This window comes from Leptolyngbya sp. AN02str (genome assembly GCF_050565595.1).
In the GTDB taxonomy this organism is placed as follows: domain Bacteria; phylum Cyanobacteriota; class Cyanobacteriia; order Elainellales; family Elainellaceae; genus Kaiparowitsia.
In genome coordinates this window covers 12,107-29,609 of sequence record NZ_JBNXVR010000005.1, presented here as the reverse complement: position 1 = coordinate 29,609, position 17,503 = coordinate 12,107, and the positions used below count along the sequence as shown (strand labels likewise).

Below are 17,503 nucleotides of genomic sequence, written 5' to 3'. Positions count from 1 at the left end.
TTAGCCCGTCAGGCGCTTTGATTAGATATTCAGCCAAGCCAATCATTGTTGCTGGAACGCTCGATGAGCGACAGCTCTACTTGACGTTAGTTTCGGTTAAGGTTTTTTCTGAAGTTTGCGCGACGCGCATGCCAAAATGGGTACTTCAGCTGCGCCAAAACTCAGGTTACTTACTTTTGGCGCAGCTGGAGCATTTTGGCAGCAACAGCCAGGCTTTCCTCATAGAGTACATCACGGCCCCAGCGCTGAAGCTGCTGACCCATCAAAAACTCGGCTTTTTGGTCAGGAATGGCAGTAACCTGCTCTGTTTTACTAAACTGGGCTCCACCACCCGATTCCATCCGCATACAGCCCGTTGTCTCAGAACACAAAATCGTGGCGCAGTTCGCACTGGGATTCGTTGAGGCCAACCGCAAACCAATCAGGTCGCCAATAATTTCCCCAGCATCTGCCACAGGGATAGCAGCCAGTTCCGCCTCAATCACTCGGCCATTCGCGCCTTTAAAGTGAATGTGTTTTAGATCGTAGTCATCATTCAGCTGTCGATAGGCCGTTGGCTCCCATCCCAACCGACTGGCAAGCCATCCCAAAAACATGAGGGCTTGGGCCGCATTGCCCTTTTCATAGTCAATCGTGACGCGATCGATTTCCGTGAGCGATGCGCGGCGTTCGGGCGGGTCATAGGCGGCCGCAGTCAGCTCTTGCCAAATCGACAGCCGATGCCAGTTGAGATCGGCCACAAAGGTCTCGTTCTCAATCAAGTGATTCATCGTTACAAATTCCGACTCGGGCTCACTGTAGTAGCTCGAATCGAGAATGATGCAGTGGCAATTTTCGGCCAGGGTTTGAAACAGCTCTTGCTCTGGGCTGGGGGTAGCTTTCCACCACATAAACCGGGGCAAGTTAGGAATCATCAGCGATGACACCAGCTCGCCCATGCGGTGAATGGCAGATTTGGAACCGCGCAGCGTAATGTACTCGCAGCACACCATGGCCGCCATGCCACTTTTTTGAATGGGGCAATAGGCTGATACCTGAGCGGTTACGGTGTCGTCGCCTCCCACTTCGGGGCAAAGGGTAATAATGCGGCAAGGATTTTGTGCGGCGATCGCATCACTCACACTAAAGCCCCGCATATTCAAATTGGGAACCTTGAGCTTTTCGGGTGGCAATTTTGCTACCTCTTCCCGTAGCCGTTGCAGAGTGAGGGCATCCACCCGACCCGTCACCATTAGGTCTAGCGCTTTTTGGGCAGCCCGTACTGCAGCTTTCGTTTCTGGGCCATGCACCCCATCAATCGGGCCAGAGTAATAGCCCAATGCTGCCAAAAACTGTTGAAATTCTTCCGGCTCGTAAATCACCATGCTAAACGTGGTAGCCCGCGTCGCAACTGGCGATAGATTATCCCCGGCTTGGTTGAGCCAAATCTGGCTAAGCTCGGCCTCAATCTCACTCAGGGAAATATCTTTGGGTTTTTGTAATGCAACCAGTGGAGTTGTCATAAGCGTTTGGAGATAAAGAGTATGAGCATACAAGCATGAACTACAGCCTCCTCAACGGAATGGCTGTGAGAAGTCAAACCATTAAAGACGACGCCATCGGCGATTGTCTCGATTCAGCAGCAACTCTGCCTCAACTGGCCCCCACGTGCCAGCTTCATAAAAGGGAATCGACTCAGGTGCGGCAGGCACATCCCACACATTGAGCAATGGCGTCAAAATCCGCCAAGAGGCTTCCACCTCATCCCCGCGAGTGAACAGCGTTTGGTCACCCAGCATGGCATCCACCAAAAGCCGACTGTAGGCATCAGTATTGGGCTGGCCAAAGGCTGTGTCATACCGAAAGTCCATATCTACCGTGCGGGTGCGGAGCGAAGTTCCAGGGGTTTTCACATCAAACCGCATGGAAATGCCTTCATCGGGCTGAATGCGCAACGCTAGCACATTGGGATTGGCCTGCCGCGCCGCCGACTGGAACATGAGGAACGGCACCTCTTTGAATTGGATAGCGATTTCAGTCACCTTTTTGGGCATGCGCTTGCCCGTGCGCAGGTAGAAGGGAACGCCTTTCCATCGCCAGTTATCAATCGTGAGCTTGATCGCAGCATAGGTATGGGTGGTGGAGGTGAGGCTGGCTCCCTCTTCTTGGCGATATCCAGGAACAGCCTGGCCTTTCATCCAGCCTTCGGTGTATTGGCCGCGCACCGCCGACAGATCAAGCCGTTCGAGATCGGCCAGGTGCGTTGCTTGCAGCACTTTTACCTTTTCGTTGCGAATGCTGTTGGCATCGAGCGAGTTGGGCGCTTCCATGGCGGTCAAGCAAAACAGCTGCATGATGTGGTTTTGCACCATGTCGCGCAGCGCTCCCGAAGTTTCGTAGTAGCCTGCGCGACCCTCAAGCCCAACCGTTTCGGCCACCGTGATTTGCACATGGTCAACAAACTGGCGGTTCCACAACGGTTCAAAAATGGCATTGGCAAACCGAAATACCAATAGGTTTTGAACCGTTTCTTTGCCCAGGTAGTGGTCAATCCGGTAGATTTGCGATTCGTCGCAAACCTGCTGCACCACCTGGTTCAGGATTTGGGCCGAGGTGAGGTCTTTGCCAAAGGGTTTTTCGATGATGAGGCGGTGCTTGCGCGGGTCTTCTAACATGCCGACGGCACCCAATTGCTGGGTAGCTTCACCAAAGAACCGGGGCGCAACGGAGAGATAGAAGACGCGATTGCCACGGGTGCCCCGCAAGCCATCCAGTTCGTCCAAAAAGGCTTTGAGCTGTTGGTAGCTTTCGGCGTTATCGATGTCGCCAGGGCAATAGAAAAGCCCACGGGCAAAGTCTTCCCAAATTTCGTCGCTGCGGAGGCCACCGCCAAATTCTTCGACACCCTGGCGCATGTGTTCGCGAAAGAATTCGGTACTCCAGTCGCGGCGAGCCACCCCCACAATAGTGAGTTCGGGGGGGAGCCGTCGCTCTAGCTTCATTTGATACAGGGCTGGAACCAGTTTGCGCTGCGTGAGATCGCCTGTGGCTCCAAAGATGACGAGAATTTGCGGCTCGGGAATGCGATCTTGCTGAAGGCCAATCCGGAGGGGGTTTTCGAGGAGGGATACCATAAGCGATGTGCAAGTGGGGGAGGTCGGCGGAAGTATGAGAAAAGGGTAAGGGAAAACGGTGAGCAGGGGGCAAACTGCTGGTTTTGTTTTTACGTTTCCCCTTTCCTTTTACTGTGGGTGGTGGGGTTGGAGATGTGCCGCCGAATACCTGCGGTTTTGGAACGGTCGTTTTTTGTGCAGGTTATTGGGGCACTGGGCAATTAGGACACGGGGGCGAGCTGCTGTACTTTTTCGTCGAGCGATCGCATCAGGGATTCGTACGGCTGTACAAATTTGTCGATGCCTTCGGTCAGCAGTTCATCCATGACCTCATCAATGGAGATGTTGATGTCCTCATCGCCCAGGCTATCAATCAGGCGATAGGCGCTATCCACATCGTTTTCGATGCGATCGGCTACATCGCAGTGGTCGGCACAGGCGCTAATGGTGGATGGGGGCAGGGTGTTAACGGTGTTTTTGCCAATGAGTTCGTCAACGTACATGACATCGCTGTACTCAGGATTTTTGGTGCTGGTGCTGGCCCAGAGGAGACGCTGCACATTGGCTCCTTTTTCAGCCAATGCTTTCCAGCGATCGCTCTCGACAATGCGCTTATATTCCTGATAGGCAATCTTGGCATTGGCGATCGCCACCTTGCCTTGAACCTGCCGCAAGCGTGCCGAAATATCGATATCAGGCGCACCCTGCTTCAGCTTTTCATCAATGCACTCATCAATTTTGCTATCGATACGGCTGAGGAAGAAACTCGCTACCGAAGCCACCCGATTAATGGGTTCGCCTTGTTCGACCCGTTTTTCGAGGCCACGAATATAGGCCCAGGCAGAGTCAATGTAGCTCTGCACCGAGAACAGTAGGGTGACGTTGACGTTGATCCCAGCGGCAATGACTTCCTCAACGGCGACAAGCCCTTCCTGAGTACCGGGGATCTTGATCATCACGTTGGGACGGGCGATCGCTGCAAAGTAGCGCTTTGCCTCGGCAATGGTGGCCTCCGCATCATCCGAAATCACCGGAGGCACTTCGATGCTCACGTAGCCATCCAGCCCATCCGTTGACTCGTACACCGGGCGGAACAAATCGCAGGCATTGCGAATATCTTCGAACACGAGGGATTCGTAGATTTCCTCTAACGATTTGCCTGACTTGATCCCAGCTTCCATGTCGGCATCGTACATGGCATTGCCTGCGATCGCCTTTTCAAAAATGGCTGGGTTGGAAGTCAACCCCGAAATGCTCTCCTCCTCGATCAGCCGCTTCAATTCACCAGACTGAATCAAATCGCGAGCTAAATTGTCCATCCAAATACTTTGACCGAATTGCTTAATTTCTGAAAGATGATTTGTCATCTCAATCTCCTGCTAGATGTGTCAACGTCAACATGGCCGTTACAGTGCCAAGGAATGACGTGCTCTTCTCCCCGTAGAGACGCCCACGCAGCGTCTCTACGGTTTTCCAAACCTAAGGTTTTCCAACTTCGGCCAGGGTTTTGCGCTCTTGCTCGTGAATAAACGATTCCACCAGGGCAACATCGTCCTTGCTGCCAATAATGAGTGGAGTTCGCATGTGCAGCTTGTCGGGCACCACATCCAAAATCTCTTGAGCGCCAGTACTGGCCCGGCCTCCAGCCTGCTCCATCAAATAGGCCAAAGGAGCCGACTCATACAGCAATCTCAGCTTGCCTTCTGGCTTTTTCACCGTACCGGGATAAAGGAATACTCCTCCCTGGAACAAAATGCGGTGAAAGTCGCCCACTAGCGCACCGCCGTAGCGAGCCGTATAGCCTTCGTGGCGATGGACATAACGGGTATATTCCCGAATCGACTCATCCCACTGCCAAAAGTTACCCTCGTTTACGCTGTAAACCGGGCCATGGTCAGGGGTGCGAACATTTTCGTGGGAGAGAATGAACTCACCCAAGCTGGGGTCGAGGGTAAATGCATGCACCCCTGTGCCAATGGAATACACCAGCATGGTACTGGGGCCGTACAGAATGTAGCCCGCAGCAATTTGCCTACGGCCATTTTCCTGAAGCAAATCCTGAGCGGTGCCGTCCAGATCTTCCCCTTCTTGCCGACGAATGGCAAAAATTGACCCCACATTGATGTTGACATCCAAGTTTGAAGACCCATCAATGGGGTCGTACAGCAGTGTGTAGCGACCGACGGGGCAGTTTTCGGGAATGTAGTAGGGTTCTTCCATTTCTTCGGAAGCGAGCCGACACACAAGGCCGCTTTGCTCAAACGCCGAGATAAAGACTTGGTTAGCATACAAGTCCATTTTTTTAACGGCTTCGCCTTGCACATTGGTACGGCCTGTAAAGCCAAGGGTGTCTTCCATGAGGCCAGCCCGCGTGAGGCGGCGGGCAATGAGCTTGGCCGCAAGGGCAATCCGGTTCATTAATGCGCTCAGGTCTTGAGCCTCGGGCGAATAGCTTTGCAATTGTTGCAGCACATGACGTGGCAGAGTTGTACAATCTCGGTCGATTGGATGCTTGTGCTCAAATTCAACCGCGTGTTCTTGTTCGGTCATGTATTCCCTCCTGGTGTGGATGGCGCTCAAGTGCAAACGAACACAGAGAGGGGCATTTGTTTGAAACGCTTGAGCGTTCTAGTTTCTATCTTAGAGAGGCATTTCCAGAACGGGGTCTAACTTTAGAAAGGCTAAAGGCGGTTCTGGATAATGGCATTAGCAAAACCTATCCAATCTGAGGGATTCATTTGGGATTTTTGGAGGAGGGGCGATCGCCCTCATATTCCCTCTTAGATTCAATTTCAATAGACACAGGACTTACGCAAGCTTACTAAATCTGGTGTGTTGGTGTTGTGGGTAGGGTGCGAAGCATCCTACCCACAACACCAATGCGTAAGTCAAGAGACAGATATTTACAGATCAATGGAGACCCCGACCGATATCTCCAGCCTTCAACCAACGATGTCCGGGCTAACCCCAAACCCATCTGACAGTCGTATTTCACGTCTCATTTTTTGTTGTCCTTACTCTTTTGCAACCGATATGGAAATCGATGTCACCACTTGGTACTTGGACATGCACGATGCTCATCAGTTGCGTTGTTCATCCCCGCTGTCCAACCAGGTTTCAATTCTTCAGGCCACCGTGCCCAGTCCAGAGCTGAACCGATTTTTGTATACGAGTGTGGGTGGCAATTGGTACTGGTGCGATCGCCTTGTGTGGACATACGACCAGTGGATGGACTACCTCGATCGGCCTGAGGTGCAAACCTGGGTAGCCTATGTGGGCGGCAATCCGGCGGGTTATGTAGAGCTAGAAGCCCAACCCAAAGGCGATGTAGAAATTGTGTACTTTGGCCTATTGCCCGCCTTTGTGGGGCAGGGTCTGGGTGGGCATTTGCTGACGGTGGGTGTACAGCGGGCATGGCAAATGCCCCAAACGCAGCGAGTGTGGGTGCATACATGCAGTTTGGATGGCCCCTACGCGCTCAAAAACTATGAGTCGCGTGGCTTTACCGTATATCACCAAGAAACGAAGCGGGAGCAATTGCCAGATGTGGCACCTGGTCCGTGGCCGGGTGCAGGGTATGGAGATGGGGCGAACTCACGGGTGGAGTAAGGGTGCGATCGCATATCAGGTTTTGTGAAATCATTCCTGGGTTCTGCTGAAATCCTGTAAGGATCTATCTAAAGAAATGCCAGAAAAGTGGAATTTTTCGTCAGTTGTGGATAAAGTCTGAAAGCAGAAGCGGTCAACCAATCCTGCTCCTAAGTTTGCCCTGGAGAATTGTTGGTTGATATCGGTTCAACAGGGATGTCTTAAAGGATGTCTGAGAAGTCGAAAAATAGCCCTCATCCCCCAAGCCCTTTCTCCCAAACTTTGGGAGAAAGGGAGATGAAAACCCTTTCCCCTCGCCCAAATTTGGAAGAAGGGAACACAAATGGTGAGGGCAATCCACAAAGCTTTAGGCACTTTTCAGACGTCCTCTTAGAGGCATCCGAGAGGCCATCTGAAACGTATCACAAGCCCATGGCTCGGCTTGCAAAATGCCTAGCTTGCAGGCTACCCATGACATATCGGGTTAGGAGGTTCAAGCGAGACTGCTCTCTCCAAATTTGGGAACCAGAGGGTGGACTCGACGAATCCTGATACAGTTCAGACAACCTCTTTAAGAAAGAATTCCGATCGTCAGAAATTGCCCTGGCGATCGCTGAATTCATTAGAAGCATGCTCTGGGGTGCATAGTGTCGAATGAATGGTGGTTTTTCGTTCTGTTATGCCTTTGTCTACGTTGTAATGATGGATTATTCACTGAAGAATCCTACACGTAGAAATCACGTCTCATGATTGCTTGCAGCCTGCCTTTTTAACTCTAAATATCTGCATGAAACCGTTCCTGACGAATGATGTATCGCTCTACGAGTTAGCCCTCAACTCAGAGCATCCCCCAAATTCTTTGCAAATTAGCCCCACCACCTTCAAATCCATGGTGAATGTGTGGATGGATTTGCTAAACGACTTGCGAATTCCGGCAACGATTTGGTTAAAGTTGCCAAAGGGGGCTGTGTGGCAAGCAGAACTGGAACAATTTCGGCGCACCGCTCGGGCACCGCATACAATCTACTCCTTCACAAGTTCTAAAGATGATGGGGGGGACGCGATCGCCGTACCACCAGAAGCCGCAACCGCAATGGGAGATGCAGATCCAGCAACCCAACCCGGCACCCCGGATGGCCCAGCCGTATTGGGGACGAACGGATCCGGTGAGCCCCCTGAAACCAACATGTTTGCCGCCGATGGCAATGCCCTCATTGATGATCGCGGCATTGTGTCTGCAACGGGGCAACTGCACTATGCTTCCAGCACCTTATTTCCAATACAGGCTGAGTCGTTGCTCAAGCGCGAATACTTTTTCTTGGTGGTGTCGGAGGTGCTATCGGGTGGGGTACTCGCCCATCGTCCTCACTCAACGCGATCGCGCCCAGCCAATCCTGATGCTGCAGCCGAAGACGAGCCCGAACGTCGCCATCCCCTGTTAGCCGTGTGTTCCGTCGAGCCAGAGACGTTGCAACGCCTCTTTTCAGGGTTGTATGAAATTTTGGGGTCGTTGGCAAATCAGGCCGAACTCGCGCCCGAGGTGGAGCTGATGGTGGAAAGCTGGGAGCATGTGACTAAACTGCCCACGGCCAATCGGCTCGATCTTGCTGTATTTAGCCATTTGCTAGCTCGCCAAGTGCAAGTCCAAGAAGATATTTGGCATGGCACGGCTGTCTACCGTCGGCAGGCGGAAACGGCGGGTTCGCTCCAGCTCCGCAACGAAGAGTTGGAAAATGCGATTCGCCTCAAGGACGAGTTTCTCAAAAATGTGGGCCAAGAGTTACGAACACCGCTCACCTCCATGAAAACAGCGCTGACCCTGCTCAACTCGCCCAACCTCAAGCCCGCCCAAAAGCAGCGCTACATGGATTTGTTGACCCATGAGTGCGATCGCCAAAGTGCGCTCATCACCAGCGTGTTGGATTTGCTCCAGCTCGAAAATACAGACAACCACGCCGACATTCAACCCATTCGCCTCACAGATATTGTTCCTGGTATCGTCAGCACTTACCAACCTCTGGCACAGGAAAAAGGCGTTCTGCTGGCTTACACCATTTCTGAAGATCTGCCTGCCATCTGCTGTACACCGTCGTGGCTGCGGCAAATTGTCATTAACTTGCTGCACAACGGCATCAAATTTACGGCCAAGGGAGGTCAGGTATGGGTTAAGGCCAAGCAGCAAGGCGAGTATGTGCAAATCGATATCCGCGATACGGGCATTGGCATTGCCCAGTCGGATGTTCCCAAAATTTTCGATCGCTTTTATCGAGTGCGAGGTACAGAAGATAGCAGCGGTGCGGGGTTAGGACTATCGATTGTTCAACAATTGCTATTGCGCTGTGGCGGCTCCATTTCGGTCAAAAGCCGTTTAGGAGAAGGGTCCAACTTTTCGGTACTGCTGCCGATCGCACCTCAATAGCAAGCGTCTGTTTCAAAGGTGATTGGCGGCAAACAAACCATCAACCCTTGCAGTCCGCTTTAACCCGCAGCATTCGTGTGAGCTGGTGAGCGCACTACACCGTCTTTTTGTGAACCCAATCTTGCAAAATGAGGTTCACGACTTCGGGGGCTTCATCTTGAGGGCAATGACCCAACCCTTCCAACGAAATAAAGTCCTCGACCATGGGATAGTTGGCATACTCGCGTCCCATGTCGATGGGTTCCCACGGATCGCGATCGCCCCACAGCACCAGCACCGGACACTGCACCTGCGGCAGCAAATCTTCGGCCAGTGGCCCCTGTGAGTACCCAATAAACGCGAGAAATACGTCTGCCGCTCCTGGCTCAGCGGCAGGCTTTAGCAACAAATTGACCAACTCATCGGTCACGGCTTCTTTGCGGCCATAGGCTTGCAGCAGCACCTTTTTCACAGTTTTTGCCTTGGCAATGCGAGAAAAGAAAAATTGCCCGATGGTTTGGTAGGCCAATACTTTTTGCAAGATGGCCGAGGGATAGTTGCGGTACCAGGGCAGCAGTTCCCGTCGCCGCTCGTGCAGCAGCCGCAGCGAACAGTTAATCATCACCACGCCTCGCGCCAGGGCTGGATTCAACACGGCTGCCTGCAGCGCCACAATGCAGCCAATGGAGTTGCCAATCAAAAAGGCGGGCTCGCCAATGATTTCTTTGCAAAAGTCCACCACTTGCTGGCCCCAAGTTTCAAAGGTGTAGCTGAGGGGTTGGCCTGCGGGTGGCTTGGCGGAAAAGCCAAAGCCCAGAAGGTCGATCGCATAGACCCGATTCGTTTCTGCTAATACGGGCAAGTTTTTGCGCCAGTGGTCGCTGTGGGCACCAAAACCATGAATCAGGATCATGGGCGCGCCGCTGGTTCCGGCAGTTTGGTAGCGGATGGGCAAGCCCTGCCAGGTCCAGGTGTGGGTGGTGACGGCAACCGATTGGCTCAATGTCATGGCTCGGCAATACTGTAACGATGTGTTAACTGCTTTTATCATAGCCAGGTTCAAGCGGCACGAACGGTTTGAGGCGTAGAATCTGCCTGCGGTACAGTTGAAGCATCCTCGCCGTTGTATATGAGAAGGGCGATCGCCAGCCATGACCGTCTCTCCCCAACCGCTCACCCTAGAAGACTTCCTCACCCAATCCATTTCCACACAGGACAGGGGTAATTGGATGCATCCCACTTTATGTAGCCCTCACCCTAAATCCCTCTCCCGAAATTGGGAGAGGGACTTTGAATCTTGCTCCCCTTCTCCCAATTTTGGGAGAAGGGGCTGGGGGATGAGGGCCAAATTTGCAAAATTGGGATGCACTCGGGTAATTTCGCCAAAGCCAGAAAAACGCCTGCCATAATGGGCATAACTCATTTGCCCTCACCGCCATGACTGGATTTGAAGCTCCCCTCATTGCCAGCCTGTCTACGCTTGTCTTCAATACGCTGAAGGAGACTGCAACCAAGGAATCGGGCGGCACCATTGCCAAATGGCTAAACAAGGATATTGGCAAAGCGGCAGAGCAAGCCATTTACCGGGCATCGGGACGATACATTGCCAACTACCGAGAACGCCACGGCACGCTGAAGGTGGTGTGCGTGCGGATGGATACTCCTATTCAGTTGGAAGATGTGTACACTGCGGTACGCCTATTGGATCACGGCACAATCCGGCAGTTTGAATCGGCTGAGGGATTGGCAGAGCTGTTTCGAGAGAGCGGTCGCCGGGGTTTTCGTGGCGGCAACTCGGAGACAAAGCGAAATGGTCTGGATGTGGCGAATGATGAGCAATACTTGATGGTGTTAGGTGGGCCTGGGATTGGCAAATCGACCTTTTTGCGGAAGGTGGGATTGGAAGCGCTCAAGCCCAAAGATGTGGATCACACAGGCTATTCCCAGTCGCAGTACAAGCCGCCGTGTGTGCCTGTGTTTTTGCCGCTGCAACGGTTCAAATCGATCGACAAAACGATTGAACAGCGGATTGCCGAAGAGTTTGAAACCTGTGGATTTCCAGAACCAGAAGCCTTTACCCAGGCCATGCTGAGCAAGGGAAAACTGCTGGTGCTGCTAGATGGGCTAGATGAAGTGTCTGCCGATCAGGAAAGTGCCGTAATCGAGCAAATTCGCGATTTTGTGGATCGGTACAGCAACAACCGCTTTATCGCTTCCTGCCGAGTTGCGGCCTACAAAGGTGGCTTTCCCCGGTTCAAAGATGTGGCGATGGCCCCGTTTGAGGATGAGCAGATCCAGCAATTTATCTACAACTGGTTTCGTGCGCCAAAAGACCAGGAAAACGAAACGGCCAAGAAATGCTGGGAACTAATGTGCCGCAAGGAACATGAAGCGGCAAAAGAGCTGGCGCAAACGCCCTTATTACTAACCTTGCTTTGTGCGGTGTATGACAAATCGCAGGACTTCCCAAAAAACCGAGCATCGCTGTATGGTGAAGCGCTGGATGTGGTGCTAAAAGAATGGGCCGCAGAAAAGCGCATTCACAATGAGCCAATTTATCGTGATTTGCCATTGGAGCTAGAGCGAGAACTACTGGCAGAAATTGCTTATGACAGCTTTGTCGAAGATCAGCTTTTCTTTGATAAGCGCGATGTGACACGGCGGATTAAAGAGTTTTTAGTAAGCAACTTGAATGCGCCAAAGCACTTGGATAGTGAGCAGGTATTGCAAGCCATTGCAGTGCAGCAAGGTATTTTGGTAGAACGCGCCCGCGAGGTGTATTCCTTTTCTCACCTCACGTTTCAGGAATATTTGGTCGCGCAATACGTTATTGACAACCAGCAACTTGAATGGTTGGTGAAGAACCATGTGACGGATGAGCAATGGCGTGAAGTGTTTTTGCTGGTTGCTGGGCTGATGCGGGGACGTAAAGGTGCTGATGATTTGCTATTGACGATGGAAAAAACGGCCCAAGGCTGCATCAACACACCGAAACTCGTTGAATTATTGGATTGGGCCACCAAAGCGACCGACGGCTCTGAAGGAAACTACAAGCCTGCGGCTAAACGTATTGCGGCGATTTACCTCGCCCTCGCCCGCGCCCGCGCCCTCGACCTCGACCTCGACCTCGACCGCGCCCTCGCCCTCGCCCTCGACCTCGCCCTCGACCGCGCCCTCGACCGCGCCCTCGACCGCGCCCTCGACCTCGACCTCGACCTCGCCCTCGACCTCGCCCTCGACCTCGACCTCGCCCGCGACCGCGCCCGCGACCTCGACCTCGCCCTCGCCTATGAAAAAATAAAAATTTTTAAATCCGTTGATTTTTCTGTGGCTATACAAATATTTGAGGAGATGAAAACGAGAATTCCTGATGAGAATGCATCAGCAGAGACTAAGCGAGCATTTCGAGATGAAATTGTGCAGGTTTGGTATTGTGCGTTGCACCTGAATCCCGACTTGGTAAAGCTTTCACAAGATGAAGCCGGAGCATTACAGCAGTGTTTCTACATTAATGAACTAATGGTGCGGTGCAAAGAGGCGGCGGTGCGGGTGTCGCCGGAGGTGTGGGAAGGCATTGAGGAACGGATGCTAACGGTGCCACAGCAGTGAGTTTTTTCGCAACAAAAAGCGGGGGCAATTTGCCCCCGCATCGAACCTAGAAAACAAACCTTAGAGAACGAGGCAGCTTAGGCCCACTTTTTGGCAACCAGCTCGGCCAGGTCAACCACGCGCTGGCTGTAGCCCCACTCGTTGTCGTACCAGGCCACCACCTTCACCATATCGCCGCCCATCACCATCGTCAGGCTGGAGTCCACAATGGAGGACTCATCGGTACCCCGGTAGTCAGTGGAAACCAGTTCCAGTTCGCTGTAAGCTAGCACACCCTTCAGGGAGCCTTCCGAAGCGGCCTTCAGGGCTTCGTTGACTTGCTCGGCGATGGTGGGCTTTTCCACCTGCACCACCAGGTCAACCACAGACACGTTGGGGGTGGGCACGCGCAGCGCAATCCCGTTCAGCTTGCCCTTCATTTCGGGTAGCACCAGAGCCACAGCCTTGGCGGCACCGGTGGTGGTGGGCACAATGTTCATGGCGGCGGCGCGGGCGCGGCGCAGGTCGCGGTGGCTGGCATCCAGCAGGCGCTGGTCACCCGTATAGCTGTGGGTGGTGGTCATGGTGCCTTTGATGATGCCAAAGCTTTCGTGCAGCACTTTGACGATGGGCGACAAGCAGTTGGTGGTACAGCTTGCGTTGCTGATGATGTTGTCGTCATCGTTGGTGTATTGGCTGTCGTTGACACCCACCACGTAGGTTTTGATGTCGCCCTTACCCGGAGCGGTGATCAGCACCTTTTTGGCACCCGCTTCGATGTGCTTGGAGGCACCTTCGCGGCTGACGAATACGCCAGTGGATTCGATCACCAGGTCAATTTCCCAAGCGCCCCAGGGCAAATTCAGCGGGTTGCGATCCGATACACACTTAATGACTTTGCCGTTTACGGTAATTGTGTTATCGTCGGCGCTGATGTCGGCGTTGCACTTGCCCAGCATGGTGTCGTACTTGAGCAGGTGGGCGTTGGTATGCGGATCGGACGTATCGTTAATGGCTACCACTTCAAATTGGCTATTTTCTCTGGTGAGCCAGCATCTTAAAAAGTTGCGACCGATGCGCCCAAAACCGTTAATTGCTACTCTGATCACTGCGTCTTGCCCTCTCCGTTCATAAAATCGCCATTATTGGAACCGATCATACACTTATAGGTGTACGGTCTCAAGGGTTGTGCTTAAGTCTGCGGGATCAGAAAAAAGGGGCGAAATTTGCTCAAAATTTGATGAGAATCCTATGAATTCTAAAAATAGGGCTTGATTTTGAGCTGGTGCTGAGGATGGTAGAGCGCAGGGCAGGTTGCGTGAAGCAGGATTACCATTACGATTCTCTGTTTTTTGAGCAAGACAGGCATGGGGATGTGTTTCACATGTCTCATCACCCAAGGGGTTTGGGTAAGGTTGGCTAAAGTTAACCAGATGGAGATACATTTGGGGAGAGAACCTAAAGCCTGAGACCTGTGAGGATTTCGGTATGGTGGATGTGGATTCGAGCCAGTATTTGGTAGAAAGTGAAGCGGCTGAAGCAAGTCACTTGGATGTGATTGAGACGGTGATCGCCAGCTTGCAGGAAGACCAGAGCGCGATGGTGAGTCATTCGGAGCAGGGTCATTTGTGGAAGTTTAAGTACGGCTCGGTTGAGGTGTATGTGCAGCTCACGGGTGAGTCGGATGAGGATATGTTGACGATTTGGTCGCCGGTGCTGCGGTTGCCTGCAAGCAAAGAGCCGGAGCTGATGCGGAGGCTGCTGGAGCTGAATTGGTCGAGTACGTTTGAGGCGCATTTTGGCATTTTGGATAGTGAGGTGGTGGTGACGGCGCAGCGGAGTGTGGAGGGGCTGACCGCGTCGGAGGTGTCGCGGAATATTACAATTGTGGCGACGCTGGCGGATAACTATGATGATGCGCTTCAGGAGGAGTTTGGAGCTTCTTAGGGGTTGCGCGGGTTGAAGGTTGGTTTTTTCTAGGTTTCCTATTCAGCCAAGATCCTGCTCGGGGGACTTCCCCCCGATCCCCCGCTTTCTGGGGGCCTCACTCCCCCAGACCCCCCGCAAGGGGTTGACGACTCGATGCCAATCCGCGCTCCGGGTTAGGGTGTGGGCTGAGTGGCCGAGGGGGGCGGATTGGGGTTTGTGGGGGAGTTTGCGATAGGCATCATAGGTTTGCCATGTGGCCGCCCTGCGGGAGGCAGGTTGAGCTTTTAGTTCCTTCTTCTAAATTTGGGGGCGGGTTCAAAGTCCCTCTCCCAACTTTGGGAGAGGGATTTAGGGTGAGAGCCACGAGGATTTGTGCATTGCTTGTTGTTGTTACGTTTGAGGTGGTTGGGTTCTGGCGATCGCACATGACCAAGTATGGCGATTGATTCCGTTTTGGCAGGGGTCGGGGCGATCGCAGATGGCATTGGATTGGTGGTTGTTTGAGCAGCATCGGTTGGGGCTGCATCCGCCAACATTGCGGTTTTATGCGTGGGAGCCTGTGGCGATTTCGCTGGGGTATCATCAGCGGCGGTTCCCGAAGGAGTGGCGATCGCTCGTGTGGCGGGGGCAGGCGGTGGAGTTGGTACGGCGGCCTAGTGGCGGACGGGCGGTATTGCACCAAGGCGACCTGACCTATGCGGTGGTGGCCAGCCAGTTTGCCGATAACCGAATACAGGCATATCAACAGGTGTGCGAGTTTTTGGTGGAGGGATGGCGATCGCTTAGGATTGAGCTGGAATATGGTACTGCCCAACGAAACTATCTGCACAACCCCAACTGCTTTGGCACCGCTACCGGAGCCGATCTAGTACGAGCGGACGGCACCAAACTCATTGGTAGCGCCCAACTGAGACAAGGCAGAGCACTCTTGCAACACGGCTCCATGCGCCTCAATCCAGATCGGGAATTCATGCAGCAAGTATTTGGCGATAACGTTGATGCGATCGCTCCCTTACCCATCTCCTTCACACAACAAGAAGTACAGGCCGCACTAACAGCCGCAGCAGAAAGATGTTTTGAAATTCGCCTTGAAGTGCGATCGCTCCAACTCGACGAATGGCAACAAGTAGAAGCCTTAGCCGCAGACAAGTCGTTTTTGGCGATCGCCCCCAACCCATAGCGTGGAGTACGCCCACATACACCCCAATCCGCCCCCCTCTCGTACCCAGCTCACACCCTAACCCGGAGCGCGGATTGGCATCGAGCTATTCACCCCTTGCGGAGGGGTTCCTAAGGGGACGAGCGCCGTCCCCTTAGAAGCGGGGGATCGGGGGGAAGTCCCCCGAGTACGATGTTTGCTGAGCAATAAACCTACGCGCTTCTAACCTTCACTTTAAAGGCGGGGAATCGAGGAGAAGTCCCCGAGTAGGATCGTTTGCTGAGCTGTAACCCTACCCCTCTAACCTTCACTCCCAATCGATTTGGCGATCGCCTGCAACGGCAACCCATTCGGGTAAGTCCCCTGCTCCTTAATCTGCTTAATCAAACTCTCCGGCACCGGCACCCGCAACTGCTCCGCTACCGCCCGCACCACATCGCCCCGATCCACCACACCCGCAACCGCGCCCGCAGGCGACAGCACCGTCACATACCGCAGCGAATACGCTTCCAACGTTTGAATCACGTCTGACAGCGGAGCCGATTCCTGCACCGAAGGAATCTCCGTCAGCGGATGCACAATGTCATGCAGCGTCAGACGATCCCACTCGCTGCGCTCAATCGTTTGCAGCTCATCCGGCAAAATCAACCCCCGATAGCGTCCGTCCGATGAGGCATAAAATGCAGGCATCTGCCCCTTTTCTTCTCGCAGCAGGTAGTTTTGAGTGAACTGCGCCAAAGTCAAATTGGCATCCACCACCCGAAACTCACGCGTCATGGCAGAAGACGCTTGCAGCTTGGCGATCGCATCTTGCAAATCGGCAATGCGGCCATAACTCGTTGCATTGCTCATGACAAACCAGCCAATAATGGCAATCCACAACGCACTAAAGCCACCATTAGACTGAAAATAAAGCCCCAATCCTAAAAAGATCGCAAACCAGCCCAGCGTTTTTCCGGCATTCGCCGCCCAACGCAACCCTTTAATGCGGCTTCCCGACACCTTCCACACCGCTGCCCGTAGCACTTGTCCACCATCCAAGGGCAAACCAGGAATCATATTAAAGATGGCCAAAATTCCATTGATATAGGCCAAATCTCGAACCACAAAATCAATGGCATTGGGCAATGGCAGAAATTGGTAAGTTGCTGTGAGCAGCACAAACAGCGCAAAACTGACCGCAGGTCCGGCGATCGCCACCTGAAACGCACGGCCCGGCGTTTTGGGCTCTTCATCAATCGCCGCCACACCACCAAACAAAAATAGCGTAATGGAATTGACCTTAATGCCTTGCGCCTTGGCCACCAAACTATGGCCCAACTCATGCAGCAGTACCGACGCAAACAAAGCCAGCGCCAACACCAATCCGGTAATCCACGCAGCAGGAGGCTGCAACCCTCCCCGCTGAAGCGCCGCCGCATTGGAAAAGGTAAACAGCCCCAAAATTAAAAACCAGGATGTGTCGATGAGAAGCGGAATTCCGAAAATGGAGCCGACTCGCCAACCTGGTTGCATAACAGTCTCCCTAACCGTGTGGGCTGAACGAGAAAAACTCAGCCAAAGCGCTGGTCTACAGCAGTAACAAAAGCTCTCAACCTTAGAGCCATCTTCTAATCTTACTCATTTTCATCATGAGTTTACGTCGGGTTGTGCGGATCCTGAATTGACTCCGGGCTGAGGGTCTCAATTCTTGAGATACCAAGGCTTTGCAGAAGAAGCGACCAGATGGGGGGCGATCGCAAAAAAGGC

12 protein-coding genes are annotated in these 17,503 nt (G+C 53.2%); 5 read left to right on the top strand and 7 right to left on the bottom strand.

Annotated features, from left to right (window positions below):
• Positions 1 to 170: 170 nt before the first annotated feature.
• The 4 genes from opcA to fbp form a co-directional block, all read right to left on the bottom strand.
• Positions 171 to 1,502, bottom strand: coding sequence for a glucose-6-phosphate dehydrogenase assembly protein OpcA (opcA, locus tag ACQ4M4_RS05165; RefSeq protein ID WP_430683403.1), 1,332 nt, complete (start codon positions 1,500 to 1,502; stop codon positions 171 to 173).
• 81 nt (positions 1,503 to 1,583) lie between these two features.
• Positions 1,584 to 3,113: a glucose-6-phosphate dehydrogenase gene (zwf, locus tag ACQ4M4_RS05160; RefSeq protein WP_430683402.1), complete on the bottom strand. Its 1,530-nt coding sequence runs from the start codon at positions 3,111 to 3,113 to the stop codon at positions 1,584 to 1,586.
• A 200-nt stretch (positions 3,114 to 3,313) separates the two neighbouring features.
• A complete protein-coding gene (gene tal / locus ACQ4M4_RS05155; protein ID WP_430683401.1) occupies positions 3,314 to 4,459 on the bottom strand; it encodes a transaldolase in 1,146 nt (381 codons plus the stop codon).
• A gap of 112 nt (positions 4,460 to 4,571) precedes the next feature.
• A complete protein-coding gene (gene fbp, locus ACQ4M4_RS05150; protein ID WP_430683400.1) occupies positions 4,572 to 5,642 on the bottom strand; it encodes a class 1 fructose-bisphosphatase in 1,071 nt (356 codons plus the stop codon).
• A 483-nt stretch (positions 5,643 to 6,125) separates the two neighbouring features.
• Here fbp and ACQ4M4_RS05145 point away from each other — a divergent pair, with 483 nt between their 5' ends.
• Both ACQ4M4_RS05145 and ACQ4M4_RS05140 read left to right on the top strand, forming a co-directional pair.
• Positions 6,126 to 6,701, top strand: a complete 576-nt coding sequence (locus ACQ4M4_RS05145; RefSeq protein WP_430683399.1) for a GNAT family N-acetyltransferase — start codon at positions 6,126 to 6,128, stop codon at positions 6,699 to 6,701.
• Between the two features lie 766 nt (positions 6,702 to 7,467).
• Positions 7,468 to 9,099, top strand: a complete 1,632-nt coding sequence (locus ACQ4M4_RS05140) for an ATP-binding protein (protein WP_430683398.1) — start codon at positions 7,468 to 7,470, stop codon at positions 9,097 to 9,099.
• 94 nt (positions 9,100 to 9,193) lie between these two features.
• On the opposite strand, the gene ACQ4M4_RS05135 is transcribed toward ACQ4M4_RS05140, so the two are convergent.
• Positions 9,194 to 10,087 (bottom strand): alpha/beta fold hydrolase, encoded by an 894-nt coding sequence (locus ACQ4M4_RS05135; RefSeq protein ID WP_430683397.1) that lies wholly within the window; start codon positions 10,085 to 10,087, stop codon positions 9,194 to 9,196.
• Between the two features lie 428 nt (positions 10,088 to 10,515).
• Here ACQ4M4_RS05135 and ACQ4M4_RS05130 point away from each other — a divergent pair, with 428 nt between their 5' ends.
• Positions 10,516 to 12,687, top strand: a complete 2,172-nt coding sequence (locus ACQ4M4_RS05130; RefSeq protein ID WP_430683396.1) for an NACHT domain-containing protein — start codon at positions 10,516 to 10,518, stop codon at positions 12,685 to 12,687.
• Positions 12,688 to 12,764: 77 nt separating this feature from the next.
• Here the strand turns inward: ACQ4M4_RS05130 and ACQ4M4_RS05125 are convergent, their stop codons facing one another.
• Positions 12,765 to 13,775, bottom strand: coding sequence for a type I glyceraldehyde-3-phosphate dehydrogenase (locus tag ACQ4M4_RS05125; protein ID WP_430683395.1), 1,011 nt, complete (start codon positions 13,773 to 13,775; stop codon positions 12,765 to 12,767).
• 379 nt (positions 13,776 to 14,154) lie between these two features.
• Here ACQ4M4_RS05125 and ACQ4M4_RS05120 point away from each other — a divergent pair, with 379 nt between their 5' ends.
• Both ACQ4M4_RS05120 and ACQ4M4_RS05115 read left to right on the top strand, forming a co-directional pair.
• Entirely contained in the window at positions 14,155 to 14,613 is a 459-nt protein-coding gene (locus ACQ4M4_RS05120; RefSeq protein WP_430683394.1) for a YbjN domain-containing protein, read from the top strand.
• A 424-nt stretch (positions 14,614 to 15,037) separates the two neighbouring features.
• Positions 15,038 to 15,775, top strand: coding sequence for a lipoate--protein ligase family protein (locus tag ACQ4M4_RS05115; protein ID WP_430683393.1), 738 nt, complete (start codon positions 15,038 to 15,040; stop codon positions 15,773 to 15,775).
• Positions 15,776 to 16,054: 279 nt separating this feature from the next.
• Here the strand turns inward: ACQ4M4_RS05115 and ACQ4M4_RS05110 are convergent, their stop codons facing one another.
• Positions 16,055 to 17,269 (bottom strand): site-2 protease family protein, encoded by a 1,215-nt coding sequence (locus tag ACQ4M4_RS05110; RefSeq protein ID WP_430683392.1) that lies wholly within the window; start codon positions 17,267 to 17,269, stop codon positions 16,055 to 16,057.
• Positions 17,270 to 17,503: the final 234 nt, after the last annotated feature.

Coding starts and splice junctions, on each gene's coding strand:
- zwf (WP_430683402.1), bottom strand. CDS start 3,113: ATGGTATCCCTCCTCGAAAACCCCCTCCGGATTGGCCTTCAGCAAGAT.
- ACQ4M4_RS05140 (WP_430683398.1), top strand. CDS start 7,468: ATGAAACCGTTCCTGACGAATGATGTATCGCTCTACGAGTTAGCCCTC.
- ACQ4M4_RS05110 (WP_430683392.1), bottom strand. CDS start 17,269: ATGCAACCAGGTTGGCGAGTCGGCTCCATTTTCGGAATTCCGCTTCTC.
- tal (WP_430683401.1), bottom strand. CDS start 4,459: ATGACAAATCATCTTTCAGAAATTAAGCAATTCGGTCAAAGTATTTGG.
- ACQ4M4_RS05130 (WP_430683396.1), top strand. CDS start 10,516: ATGACTGGATTTGAAGCTCCCCTCATTGCCAGCCTGTCTACGCTTGTC.
- ACQ4M4_RS05135 (WP_430683397.1), bottom strand. CDS start 10,087: ATGACATTGAGCCAATCGGTTGCCGTCACCACCCACACCTGGACCTGG.
- ACQ4M4_RS05145 (WP_430683399.1), top strand. CDS start 6,126: ATGGAAATCGATGTCACCACTTGGTACTTGGACATGCACGATGCTCAT.
- opcA (WP_430683403.1), bottom strand. CDS start 1,502: ATGACAACTCCACTGGTTGCATTACAAAAACCCAAAGATATTTCCCTG.
- fbp (WP_430683400.1), bottom strand. CDS start 5,642: ATGACCGAACAAGAACACGCGGTTGAATTTGAGCACAAGCATCCAATC.
- ACQ4M4_RS05120 (WP_430683394.1), top strand. CDS start 14,155: ATGGTGGATGTGGATTCGAGCCAGTATTTGGTAGAAAGTGAAGCGGCT.